The sequence below is a fragment of the Embleya sp. NPDC005971 genome (assembly GCF_040629175.1).
Taxonomy (GTDB): Bacteria; Actinomycetota; Actinomycetes; order Streptomycetales; family Streptomycetaceae; genus Embleya.
On the sequence record NZ_JBEXUX010000004.1, the window covers coordinates 105,589 to 118,023 of the forward strand.

The following is a 12,435-nucleotide window of genomic DNA, read 5'->3' on the forward strand; positions in this document are numbered from 1 at the left end:
GGGCCTGCGGGCGGGCGTCGGTCAGGGCAGGTCGGCGTCGGCCTTCGCGGCGAGCAGCAGGCTCAGCAGTGCGTCGCGGCGGGCGGCGAGCGCGGTGTCGTCGACGCCGGCGAGCGCCTCGGCCACGCCGGCCACGAGCTTCGCGGTGAGTTCGGGGGTCAGCGAGGGGTCCCCGAGATCGCGCCACCACGCCTCGGTCGGCGGCCCGAGATGGGCCAGCACGTGCGCGATGCCGCCCGGGCCGCCGGACAGATGCTGGTTGGCGAACGGCCCCAGGATCGCCCAGCGCAGGCCCGGTCCGTAGGCGATCGCGGTGTCGATGTCGGCCACCGTCGCCGCACCCCGATCGACCAGCGAGTACGCCTCCCGCCACAGCGCCGCCTGGAGCCGGTTGGCCAGGTGGCCGGGCAACTCGCGGCGCAGCCGGATCGGCTTCTTGCCGACCGAGGTGTAGAACGCGAGCGCGGTACGGACGGCGTCCTCGCCGGTGTTCTCCCCGGGCACGACCTCGACGAGCGGGATCAGGTGCGGGGGGTTGAACGGGTGGCCGATGAGCACCCGTTCGGGGTGCGCGACGCAGTCCCTGGCGATCACCGTGGTCGCCAGGCCGGACGAACTGCCGGCCAGCACGACGCCGGGACGGGCCGCCGCGTCCAGGCGGGCGAACAGCGCCCGCTTGACGTCCTCGCGTTCGGGGCCGTTCTCCTGGATGAAGTCCGCCTCGGCGGCGGCCTCCGCCGCGTCGGCCGTGAAGGTCAGCCGAGCGGGCCGGGCGCCGCTGGCCGAGCCGCCGGCCAGGGTCGGCCGGAGTGCGGCGACGTCGGCGCGCAGCCGCTCCTCCGCGCCCGGGGCCGGGTCGGTGGCGACCACGTCGAGCCCGCGAGCCAGGAAGTGTGCGGCCCAACTCGCCCCGATCACGCCGGTGCCCACGATCGCGACCCGGGCGATCCCGGCGGCCTCCGCCGAACCTCGCACGCCGGCGGGGCCCGTGCGCACACCCGCGCCCGCCCCCACGCCGGCGCCCGCATGCGTACCTGCGTCGGCGCCGACACCCGCGCCCATGCCCACGCGCGCGCCCGTGCCGCTGCTCGTGTTCATCGCTTGCTCCGTTCCGTCGCGAGGGTGAGGAAGTCGTCGAGCGCGGTCGGGTCGGCGAGGGTGTCCGGGCCGATGACGTCGGCGAGGTCCGCACCGAGCAGGAGGCGTTTGACCGGCAGTTCGAGCTTCTTGCCGGTGCGGTTGCGCGGCACGGTGGCGACCGCGACGACGGCGTCCGGCACGTGTCGCGGCGAGAGGGCACCGCGCAGTTCGCGGACGATGCGGTCGCGCAGCTTCGCGGTGAGTGCGTTCTCGGCCGCCGGCACCACGAACAACAGGAGTTCGCCGTTGCCGCCGGCCGGGTCCTCCAGGTGCACGACGAGGCTGTCCGCGACCTCCGGGAGCTCCTCGACCACGCGGTAGAACTCGGCGGTGCCCAGTCGCACGCCGCCGCGATTGAGCGTGGCGTCCGAGCGTCCGGCGATCACGCAGCTCCCGGTCTCGGCGAAGCGCACCCAGTCCCCGTGTCGCCACACGCCCGGATAGGTGTCGAAGTACGTCGCGCGGTAGCGCGAACCGTCGGTGTCGCCCCAGAAGCCGACCGGCATCGACGGCATCGGGACGGTGATGACCAGTTCGCCGAGTTCGCCGACGACCTCGCGACCGTCGTCGTCGAACGCCTTCGCCGCCACCCCGAGCGCCGGGCCGGAGATCTCGCCGGCCCGCACCGGCTGCCACGGGCCGCCCTGCACGATGCCGCTGCACACGTCCGTACCGCCGCTGCCGACGTTGAGCAACACCCGGTCGCCGAACTGCTCGTGCAACCACTGGTAGCCCTCCGCCGGCAGCGGGCTGCCGGCGGCGCCGATCTGGCGCAGTGCGGCCAGGTCGTGATCGCGTCCGGGGTTCAGGCCGGCGCGGCGGCAGGCCATCAGGTAGCCGGGACTCGCGCCCATCAGCGTCGCCTTGGTCTCGGCGGCGATGCGCCATTGCGTGTCCGGGTCGGGGTACAGCGGGTTCCCGTCCAACAACACCGGACAGGCGCCGACGAGCAGGCCGGACACCAGTGCGTTCCACATCATCCACGCGGTGGTGGTGAACCACATCATCCGGTCGCCCGGGGCCAGGTCCCAGCTCAGCGCGTGGTTCTTGAGGTGTTCGAGCAGAATGCCGCCGTGGCCGTGCACGATCGCCTTGGGGCGGCCGGTGGTGCCGGACGAGAAGAGTACGTAGAGCGGATGGTCGAACGGCACCGGGTCGGTGTCCGGCCGGCCGGGCTCGGCGAGCAGGTCGTCCCACCCGACGGTGTCGGGCAGTGCGCCGTCGCCGTAGGGGACGCAGACCACCACGCGCAGGGTCGGCAGCGCGGCGCGGATCTCCGCGACGGTCGCGCCGCGGTCGACGTCCTTGAGGCCGTAGCGGTAGCCGGGCACCGCGAGCAGCACCGCGGGTTCGATCTGGGCGAACCGGTCGACGACGCTGCGTGCCCCGAACTCCGGTGCGCAGCTCGCCCACACCGCACCCAGGCTCGCGGTGGCCAGGAACGCGACGACGGTCTCGGGCAGGTTGGGCAGGTAGGCCACGACCCGGTCGCCCCGGCCGACGCCGAGCCGGCGCAGTCCGGCGCGGGCGCGGCCCACCCGGTCGCGCAGCTCGCCCCAGGTGAGTTCGACGCGGTCGCGGGTCTGCGAGTACGCGACGAGCGCCGGTGCGGAGTCGGCCGCGCCGGCGCCGTCCAGGGCGTGCCGGGCGTAGTTGAGGGTGGCGCCGGGGAACCAGCGGGTGCCGGGCATGCCCTGGTCCGGGAGTGCGGCCTGCTCGGGCGTGGCGAACCGCACCCGGAAGAAGTCCCGGACGCTCGTCCAGAATTCCGCCGGCCGGGTGACCGACCACCGGTGCAACTCGTCGTAGTCGGCGAACGACTCGCCCCGGGCGGCCTGCACGTACCGGACGAAGCGGCCCAGTTCGGTGCTGTCCAGGACGTCGGCGGCCGGGGCGCGCAGCAGTTCGGGCTCGTCGGCCGGAGCGGGTGCGGCGGCCGAGGCGGGCGTGGCGCGCGGGGGTTCGGGGGTGGTCACGAGCGGCCGACCTTTCCGGCGCGGCCGTCGAGGAACGCGCGCATCCGGGTCTTGGCCTCGTCGCTGCCGGAGGCGACGGCCGCCATCAGCGATTCGAGCAGGTAGCCCTCGTCGGGGCCGGCCTCGGCGATGCGCGGCAGGGCCTGGAGCACGGCGAAGTTGGTGATCGGCGCGTTGCCGGCGATCCGCAGGGCGAGTTCGAGCGCGTGGTCGAGCCCGGCTCCGGCGTCGGTCAGGTATTGCGACAGGCCCAGTGCCTGGCCGTCGGTGGCGTCGACGACGCGGCCGGTGAGCATCATGTCGGTCATCCGGTGCACGCCGATCAGGCGCGGCACCCGGACGGACGCGCCGCCGCCGACGAACAGGCCGCGTTGGCCCTCGGGCAGCGCGTAGAAGGTGCTTGGTTCGGCGACGCGGATGTGCGCCGCGCAGGCGAGTTCGAGGCCGCCGCCGACGACCGCGCCCTTGAGTACGGCGATCACGGGTACATCGCCGCGTTCGATGCGTTCGAAGGCGCGGTGCCACATCCGGGAGTGCCGCAGCCCGGCGAAGGTGTCGCGCTCGGTGAGTTCGGACAGGTCCAGTCCGGCGCAGAAGTGCTCGCCCTCGGCGTCCAGGACGACGGCCCGCACATCGGCCGGGGGTGCCGTGAAGAACGCTTCGAGGCCGAGCACGGTCGCGTCGTCGAGGGCGTTGCGCTTGGCCGGCCGGGACAGGCGCAACACCGCGACGGGGCCGTGCCGCTCGATGTGCAGGGACGGCGGCAGCGCGGGGGCCGGTGCCTGCGCGGACGGGTCGGCGGTCGCGGTCGCGGGCCCCTGGGGGGCCGGGGCCGGGGCCGGGTGGGTGGCGGGGCGGGTCATCCGGAGGTTCCTTCCACGTCGGCGAATTCCGCGGCGGCCCGGGCGCGCAGCTCGACGCGGCGGATCTTGCCGGTGGCGTTGGCCGGGAGCGCGGTCACGAAGACGACGTACTTGGGGATCTTGAAGCGGGCCAGGTGCGCCTCCAGGTGGGAGCGCACGCCGGATTCGTCGAGGGTGCAGCCCTCGCGCGGTTGGATGTAGGCGGCGCCGACCTCGCCCCAGCGGGCGTCGGGGACGGCGACCACGGCGACGTGGGCGATCGTGTCGAGCCGAAGCAGCACGGCCTCGACCTCGGCCGGGTACACGTTCTCGCCACCGGAGATGATCAGGTCCTTGACCCGGTCGGTGACCGACGCCCAGCCGTCGGCGCCCACGCTGAGCAAATCGCCGGTGCGGAACCAGCCGTCCACGAACGAATCGGCGGAGTCGGCGGGCCGGTTCCAGTAGCCGGAGAACACGTGCGGCCCGCGCACGAGCAGTTCGCCGGGCGTGGCGTCGAGGGGGCCGGGCCGACCGTCGCGCAGCATCGCGACATCGGTGAAGAAGTGCGGTACGCCGACCGCGACGGGTCGCGCCGCGGCACCGGACGCGGGCGCCATGTAGACGCCCGGCGATGCCTCGGTCATCCCGTAGCCCTGCCTAAGGCGCACGCCGCGGTCCAGCCAGGCCCGGGCGACGCGCTCCTGCACGGGCGAGCCGCCGTAGACCACGCTGGTCAGCGAGCCGAGGTCGACCTGTGCCCAGCGTGGGTGTTCGCACATCATGGCCAGCATCGTGGGTACCGCGGAGAAGCTGGTGATCGCGGCGTGCTCGATGCGGTCGAGGACGGCTCCCGCGTCGAAGCGGGCGACCGGTTCCACGCTGCCGCCTTTGAAGAACGTCGGCAGGGTGACCTGGCCGAGCCCGGTGGCGTGGAACAGCGGCGAGATGCACAGCGAGCGTTCGTCGTGCCCGAAGTCGATGTGTGCGAGCTGGTTGATCGTGTTCCAGGTCAGGTTGGCGTGGCTGAGCACGGCGGCCTTGGGTCGGCCGGTCGTGCCGGAGGTGTACAGCAGTACGGCCGGGTCGTCGAGGGAGACGGCCGGCGGTACGTCGAGCGCGGGTCCGGCCGCGATCGCCCCGGCGAGGTCGGGCGAGTCGGCGGGCCCCGGGTCGGCCGGGCCGACCGGGACGCGGGTGCGCAGCGTGTCCGGCAGCGGTGCCGCCGCGGCCAGGAGCGCGTCGGTGTCCGGGCTGTGCACCAGGACGGTCGCGCCGGAGTCGGCCAGCATGTACCGGATCTCCGGGCCGGAGAGCCGGAAGTTGAGCGGTACGACGATGGCGCCGAGCAGCCACGTCGCGAAGAACGTCTCGAACGTGCTCGCGGCGTTGACACCGAGGTAGGCCACCCGGTCCCCGGGGCGCACGCCGCGCTCGGCCAGGTGGCCGGCCAGACGTGCGGTGCGCTCGGCGAGGGCGGCGTACGTGAGGGCGCGGCCGGCTTCGACGATCGCGGTGCGCTCGGGGGATATCCGGGCGCGGCGGGCCGGCCAGGTACCGAGCCCGAAGTTCGCGTGGCTGCCCTGAGCTGCGGTGTTCATGGTGATGGGTCCTCTGCGTCGAGGCAATGACAGGAATCCTTATATCAAGATTCCGTGCAATGGTCACTCGTCCGGGACGCGAGTCCCGGCATGCGAGACTCTGGGCGCACAGGCGGATCACTGGCGGGGCACCGGATGGGGAGTGGGCGGATGGCGGCGCGAGCCACGGGGAACGACACACCGGGCGCGGCCGCTCCGTTGCTCCTGTACGCGGTCAAGCAGGTCGAACTCGCGGTGCGCGCACACCTGGACGAACTGCTGCGCCCGGCGGGCATCACCGCCCTCCAGTACACCGCGCTCACCGTGCTCGACCGCCGCGACGGGCTGACCAGCGCCGAACTCGCGCGCAACTCGTTCGTGACCCCGCAGGCGATGCGGGACCTGGTCACCGCCCTGGAGCGGCGCGCCCTGATCGCCCGCCGGCACGACCCCGCACACCGACGCCGGCTGCTCATCGCGCTCACCCCGGCGGGGCAGGCACTGCTCGCGCGGACCCGGGACGAGGTCGACGCACTGGAGGAGCGCATGCTCGACGGCTTCTCGCGCGCCGAGCGCGGCGCGTTCCGCGACTACCTCAACCGCGCCCGGACCGCCCTCGCGGGCGGTCCGGCGCAGTAGCCGCGGCGTCGGGCCCGGCCTCGGGCGGGCGGGACGCTCGGGCGTTCCCGCGGCGTCCGCGCCCCGATCGTGCCCGCAGTGTCGAGCGGGAGGCCCGCGCGGAGCCGACGGTCAGGGGGTGCGCAGGGCCGCGGCCGTACGGGACGCCTGCGCGGTGACGCCGGCGATGCTCGACGTGAGGAACGAGCCGCCACCGGTCAGGTCGCCGACCACGTGCACGCGCGGGTCGGTGGGGACCACCCCGCCGGCCGGGTGCAGCGTGGCCAGGCCGGCGTCCGTCAGCGATCGCACCAGGTCCCGGGCCGCGCCCGGGAGCGCCTGCGCGGGCGAGTTGACCGCGTTGACGACGGCCTGCGCGGTGTGTCGGCCGCCGCCGGCGTGCACCCGGAAGCGGCCGTTCACCGGCTCGATCGCGTCGACGCCGGCGGCGACCGTGAGCTGACCGGACTCCAGGAGGCGCAGCACGACGGAGGCGTTCACCGGGACCATCGGCGAGGCGACGCTGGTGGCCGTGCGGAGCCGGCGACGCAGCCGGTCCCGGTCGGCTTCGGGCAACAGCCGCCAGGCGTAGGGGCCGACGGTGTGCGCCGTCTCCTGCAGCACGCGGCGGCCGATCCGGGGATCGTCGACCTCGGCGAGCTGCGCGCGCAGGTGCCGGACCGGGTCGTCCGCGCCCGGGCCGCGCAGTCGGGCCGCGAGATCGTCGAAGTCCTCGCCCGCGTCCGCCAGTTCGGTACGCAGCAGATCGACCAGATCGGCCAACGCGAGACGCCCCCGCGCGGCGTGCAGCGCGGCCACCCGCTCGACGGTCACGTGGGTCGGGCGCCGACCGTCCGGGCGCTGCCAGACGTACGGGAGCAGCCCGCTGCGGGACAACAGCGTGATCCGTCCCGGATATCGGCGCGCGGCCAGCGCCACGACGACGTCGACGGCGGTCAGGCCGCTGCCGACGACCGCGACATGGTCGGCGGCGGCGATCCGGTCGAGCGAGCCGGCGAGCGGATACGGGTCGGCCGTGAAGCCCGCCTCGCCGGCAAGTCCGTACGGATCCGGGGCCGTTCCCCCGCCCACGCACAGCGCCACCCGGTCGGCCCGGAACTTGCGCCCGTCGTCCGTGCGCAGCACCAGGCCGGTGCCGGTCCGCACGACCGCACCCACCCGCGCGGCCACCACGCGCACGGGCCAACCCTGTTCGCCCAGCGCCGCGACGGCCTTCTCCGCGGCGTGCACCAGATACTCGCCGTAGAGCGCGCGCGGGACCAGCGGTTGGCCCAGGAGCGGGTCGAGATGGTCGCCGCCGCGGGCCCCCAGCCAGTCCGCGAAGTGGCCGAAGGCGCCGCTGCGGACCGACATCAGGGCGGGTGGCGTGTTGACCAGCACCGCGTCCAGATCCGGACCGTACGGGCGCCCGCGCCACCGGTGCGGCGACGGTTCGAAGACCGTGACGGTGCCGGTCCCGCCCGCTTCGGCGGTGCCCTCGGTGGTGGCGAGCGCGTGCAGCAGGCCGACGGCCGCGGCGCCGCCCCCGACGATTGCGATGTCCATGGTGTCCCTCTCCGGTGATCGTGTGCCACCGACCCTGTCCGCCCGCGCCGGGGAGCCCCATCCCTCGCGGCCGGGGAATCGACAGGGAACAACCCCCTCGAACGAGGGGTTCCGTGCGATGGGGCGACAGACCAGGCTGGGCAACCGGAAGGCGCGGGCGCCCGGCGGCCGATCGATGGGGGACAGGCATGAGCGATCCACACCGGGGGGTGCTCGCGGCGGCCGAACAGGCCGCCGACGCCCTCGACTTGTTCGGCCGCGTCTCGGCCCGGCTGCGCCGGCAGGTGCCGTTCCAGTCGGCCGTGTGGACCGCCGCAGACCCGGAGACCGGCCTGATCACCGCACCGATGCTGGTGCAGAACATGGGCTCCGGCGAGGGCTGCGCCGCCTACTGGCAGAGCGAACTGCTGGAGGAGAACGTGCTGCCGTTCCGCGACCTGGCCCGGGCCGGTGTACCGGCGGCCGGGCTGCGCGCGGCCACCGGCGATCTGCCCGGCCGCAGCGCCCGGTTCCGCCGGCTGCTGCTGGACCAGGGCGTACACGACGAGTTGCGCGCGGTGCTCCGGATCGGCGACCGGCCGTGGGGCCTGGTGAGCCTGTTCCGCACCACCGACGCCTTCCGCCCGGAGGAGACCGCGCTGCTCGCCGAGCTGTCCCGTCCGCTGGCCGGGCGGCTGCGCAGGTTCGCCCGGTCGCCCGCGTCGACGCCCGGCACGGATTCCCCCGCGCCCGGCCTGATCCTCTTCGACGAAGCGGGCGAGGCCACCTCCGCCAACGAGGAGGCACGCGGGCACCTCGCGCGGCTGCCCGAGGGGCCGTCGTTTCCCACGGCGCTCGGGCTGAGGCTGCCGATCTGGGTGCTCGGTACGGCGCTCCAGGCCCGCGCCATCGCCGACGGCCGCGACCGAGGCAGCGCCCGGGTGCGGATCCGGACCACCGAAGGCCGTTGGCTGAGCTGCCACGCCTCGTGCCTGACCGGACCCGGCGGCCGGCCCGGCCCGGTGGCCCTGGTGATCGAGCCCGCGACGCCCGCCGACCTGGCGGTGCTGGTCGCCGAGGCGTACGGCCTGACCTCGCGCGAACTCCAGATCACCCAGCTCACCGCGCGCGGCCTCAGCACCGCCGAGATCGCCGCGGCGCTGTTCATCTCGCCGCACACGGTCCGCGACCACCTCAAGACGATCTTCGCCAAGACCGACGTCTCGACCCGAGGCGCCCTGGTGGCCCGCCTGTTCACCGCCCAGCACTGGCCCGCGTCCCCGACGCTCGACGGGTCCCCGGGCGTTCCGGCCTAACTACGGTGCATCCCGCCGGCGCGGCGCAGGTGGGCCGGATCGGCGCGGGTCAGGGCCGCCGGTGTGTCGAGCCGCCAACCCGTGTCGTATGCCTCGGCGAAGAGTTCGTCGCCTAGCGCGGCCCGCCCTCGGTCGGTCAGCGTGCGCACCGGCGGATCGGTACGGTCGTGGGCGCCGCGCAGGCGGGCCGCCGCGCCGAGCACGAGGGCCGCGTCCCGGTGCCGCCCGTACCGCGCGGCGAGGCCGGCCACGGTCACCGCCACCGTCGCCAGAATCGGCATGTCGTTGCTGTCGACCGCCGCCGCGTAGGCCCGCCCGAGCGCCGCCTCGGCGCCCGACCCGTCGCCGAGTTCGAGACACAGCGCGGCCCGGGCCACGCCGATCAGCGCCTGCCCGTGGTCGCCGTCGGACGGCAGCCGCGCGGACCGCAGCCCGGCCTCGGCCGACTCGACCAGCGCGCGCGCCCGATCCAGGTCACCGAGCCGCACCCGCAGGCCCGCCTCCCGCGCGTCGAGCAGAATCGCCATCTCGGGCGAGGCCGAGCGCAGCGCGCGCTCCCGGGTGGCGGCGATCATCTCGATCGCCCGCGCGTTCCGATCGAGCCGCATGTTCAGGTCGATCCAGCGCAGGTCGATGAAGATCTCGTCGCCGAGGCGGAGCGACCCGAATTCGCCCACCAGCCGCTTGGCGTCGTCCAAGTCGGCCAGTGCGCCTTCGAGATCGCCGTCGTGTTGGCGCAACAGCGCGCGCAGCGGCAGCGCCGCGGCCAGGCCCCACCGGTCGCCCGCCCGGGCGAAGCACTCCAGCGCGGCGGTCACGTCGTCGCGGACCCGGTCGAGCCGGCCCCGGTTCTCGGCGAACTGGGCGCGGAACAAATGGGCCAGCCCGGCCGACCACCCGTCCGGCCCGTCGGCCGACCGCCGGACGAGCGTCGGCGACGCCTCGGTCTCCGCCAGGGAGGCCAACCTGATCGCGACCAACGCGCCGCCGAAGCCCGGAAGTTCCGGATGGCTCGTCAACCGGTCGGTGAGCGCCCGCAGTTCCTCGCGGCGCTCCTTGATCGCGTCGTTGAGAAGCACGCTCCGGGTGGAGATGGTGTTGAGCAGCAACATCCCCTCGGCGATGTCGCGCTGCACGCTCGGCCGTTCGGCCGGCAGCGCGACCGCCTCGCCGAGCCAGTAGGCCGCGTCGCGCTGCCCACCGGACATCTGCCAATACCAGGTCAGGTTCAGCGCGAGCCCGATCGCACCGCCGGCATCGCCGAGGTCGCAGAGGTGGCGCAGGGCGGCGAGCACGTTGTCGTACTCGGCGCGCAACACGTGCAGTGCGTCGAGCTGCTTGGGGCCGCGCAGCAGCGGGTCCTGCCGGGCGACCAGGTCGGCGAAGCCACGAGCGGCCAGGCCCCGCACCCCGGTCAGCACACCCTGCTCGGCCAGGCGCGCCAGGCCGTACTCGCGGATCGTCTCCAACATCCGGTATCGGCCGGTGTCCGGCGCGAGCTGCACCAACGACCGGTCGACCAGGCCGGCGAGCAACTCCGGGACCTCGCCGGCCGGCACCGCGGTGCCGGCACACAGCGCGGTGGCCGACACCGGCGTGACGCCGCCGGGCAGGACCGAGATGCGCTCCGCGACCGTACGCGCGTCGCCGCCGAGCAGGTCCCAGCTCCACGCGATGACCGCCCGCAGCGTGCGGTGCCGGGGGAACGCGGACCGGTTGCCGGTGCCGAGCAGGCGGAACCGGTCGGACAGCCCGGCGGCCAGGTCGGCCGGCGAGAGCGTACGCAGGCGGGCCGCGGCCAGTTCGAGCGCGAGCGGCAGGCCGTCCAGGCTGCGGACGATGCGCAGCACCTCGCCGCGGTTGTGCTCGTCGACGTCGAAACCGGGCCGCACCGCCGCCGCCCGCTCGGTGAACAGGCGCACCGACGCGGTACGGCGGGCCTGCTCGACGTCCGCGTCCGCCGCGGGCAGGGCGAGCGGGCCCAGTGGGACCAGCGCCTCGCCGTCGATCGCCAGCGGCTCCCGGCTGGTGGCCAACACCCGCAGGTCGGCGCAGCGGCTCAACAGCGCCGAGAGCAGGCACGCGACGGCGTCGATCAGGTGTTCGCAGTTGTCCACGACGAGCAGGGTTTCCCGGCCGCCGAGCAGCTCGGCGAGCACGGCCGGCTCGCCGGCCGGGTCGTCGCGCAGCTCGGTCGAAGCCTCGAACAGCGCCGGGCCGCGCAGCCCGAGCGCGGCGAGCAGCGCCGCGCCGACCTCGGCCGGCTCGGTGACCGCGGCGAGGTCGATCAGCCAGGCACCCCCGCGGTACTCGTGGTGGTGGCGGCGGGCGGCCTCGACGGCGAGCCGGGTCTTGCCGGCGCCGCCCGGACCGAGCACGGTGACCAGACGCCCGCCGGCCAACAGTGCGTCGATCCGGGCGAGGTCGTCGGCCCGCCCGACGAAGCTGGTCAGCGGCGTGGGCAGGTTGCTCGACCGCGGCTTCCTCGTGAGGTCGGGCGCGGGTCGCTCGGCGCGCAGCAGGCGCAGATGGCGTTCGCGCAGGGCGGCGCCCGGGTCGGTGCCCAGGATGTCGGCCAGGGTCGCGCGGACCTGCTCGTAGACGGCCAGGGCATCGGCTTGGCGACCCTGGGCGGCGAGCGCGTCCATGAGCAGCGCGGCGGCCCGCTCGTGCCCGGGGTGCTCGGCGAGCAGGGCGGTCAGCCGGGCGGCGGCCGCGTCGGCACGGCCCAGGGACAGCTCGGCGGCGGCGAGGTCGGCGACGGCCTCCACCGAGGTGTGGGCCAGCCGGGTCGCGGCCGCGGGTGCCACCGCGGCGACGGCGGCGGGCTCGGCTCCGGGACGGTCGCCCCACAACTCCACGGCCTCGCCGAGCACGGCCGCCGCGGCATTCGCGTCACCGGCGCGCAGGCGGTCCCGGCCGGCCGCGGCGAGCTGCTCGAATCGCAGCGCGTCCACGTCGGCCGCGGCCAGGTCCAGCCGGTAGCCGCCCGCGACCCGAGCGACGTCGCCGGCCGAGCCGAGGATCCGACGCAGCCGCGAAACGAGTGCCTGGAGGGCGTGGGCGGGGCCGGCCGGCAGGTCCTCGGCCCAGATCGCGTCGACCAGGACACCCTCGTCGACCGCGCGCCCGCCGGCGAGTGCCAGCCGGACGAGCAGCGCCCGCAACCGCGCACCCGGAACGGGCAGCGCGGCACCACCACGCGATGCCCGAACGGCACCGAGCAGCGTGACGCGAAGCCGCGCACCCCCGTCCATCCGCCGATCCTTGCGCGCGCACCGTCGAGTCACCAAATCAGGGCGGCGAGCGAGCCTTTCGCCCATGTACAGGCGGCGCTTCGTGCGCGCGTGCCTTCGTATGCGGGCGGTTCCGCGCGGGCGTTCCGTGTACGGGTGCCTTCGCATGCGGGCGGTTCCGC

8 protein-coding genes are annotated in these 12,435 nt (G+C 74.9%); 2 read left to right on the forward strand and 6 right to left on the reverse strand.

Features of this window, described 5'->3' with window-relative positions:
* Positions 1-21: 21 nt before the first annotated feature.
* From ABZ374_RS06040 to ABZ374_RS06055, 4 genes are read right to left on the reverse strand one after another with little or no spacing between them, the layout of a single operon-like run.
* Complete coding sequence (locus ABZ374_RS06040; RefSeq protein ID WP_360306762.1) at positions 22-1,098, reverse strand: 3-hydroxyacyl-CoA dehydrogenase NAD-binding domain-containing protein; 1,077 nt, start codon at positions 1,096-1,098, stop codon at positions 22-24.
* On the reverse strand, positions 1,095-3,116 hold the full coding sequence (locus tag ABZ374_RS06045; protein ID WP_360306765.1) for an acetoacetate--CoA ligase: 2,022 nt from the start codon (positions 3,114-3,116) through the stop codon (positions 1,095-1,097). The genes ABZ374_RS06040 and ABZ374_RS06045 overlap by 4 nt, the downstream gene beginning before the upstream one ends.
* Positions 3,113-3,979 (reverse strand): crotonase/enoyl-CoA hydratase family protein, encoded by an 867-nt coding sequence (locus ABZ374_RS06050; protein WP_360306768.1) that lies wholly within the window; start codon positions 3,977-3,979, stop codon positions 3,113-3,115. Before ABZ374_RS06050 ends, ABZ374_RS06045 begins: the two co-directional genes overlap by 4 nt.
* Positions 3,976-5,559, reverse strand: coding sequence for a long-chain fatty acid--CoA ligase (locus ABZ374_RS06055; RefSeq protein WP_360306771.1), 1,584 nt, complete (start codon positions 5,557-5,559; stop codon positions 3,976-3,978). The genes ABZ374_RS06050 and ABZ374_RS06055 overlap by 4 nt, the downstream gene beginning before the upstream one ends.
* A 150-nt stretch (positions 5,560-5,709) precedes the next feature.
* On the opposite strand from ABZ374_RS06055, the gene ABZ374_RS06060 reads away from it, so the two are divergent.
* Positions 5,710-6,177, forward strand: coding sequence for a MarR family transcriptional regulator (locus ABZ374_RS06060; RefSeq protein ID WP_360306774.1), 468 nt, complete (start codon positions 5,710-5,712; stop codon positions 6,175-6,177).
* Positions 6,178-6,288: 111 nt separating this feature from the next.
* On the opposite strand, the gene ABZ374_RS06065 is transcribed toward ABZ374_RS06060, so the two are convergent.
* The gene (locus tag ABZ374_RS06065) at positions 6,289-7,722 is read right to left on the reverse strand and encodes an FAD/NAD(P)-binding protein (RefSeq protein ID WP_360306777.1); all 1,434 of its coding nucleotides are present in this window, start codon (positions 7,720-7,722) and stop codon (positions 6,289-6,291) included.
* 188 nt (positions 7,723-7,910) lie between these two features.
* Between ABZ374_RS06065 and ABZ374_RS06070 the strand changes: the two genes are divergently transcribed.
* Positions 7,911-9,017, forward strand: a complete 1,107-nt coding sequence (locus ABZ374_RS06070) for a helix-turn-helix transcriptional regulator (protein WP_360306780.1) — start codon at positions 7,911-7,913, stop codon at positions 9,015-9,017.
* Here ABZ374_RS06070 and ABZ374_RS06075 read toward each other — a convergent pair.
* The gene (locus ABZ374_RS06075) at positions 9,014-12,274 is read right to left on the reverse strand and encodes a BTAD domain-containing putative transcriptional regulator (RefSeq protein WP_360306783.1); all 3,261 of its coding nucleotides are present in this window, start codon (positions 12,272-12,274) and stop codon (positions 9,014-9,016) included. The genes ABZ374_RS06070 and ABZ374_RS06075 overlap by 4 nt on opposite strands.
* Positions 12,275-12,435 lie beyond the last annotated feature (161 nt).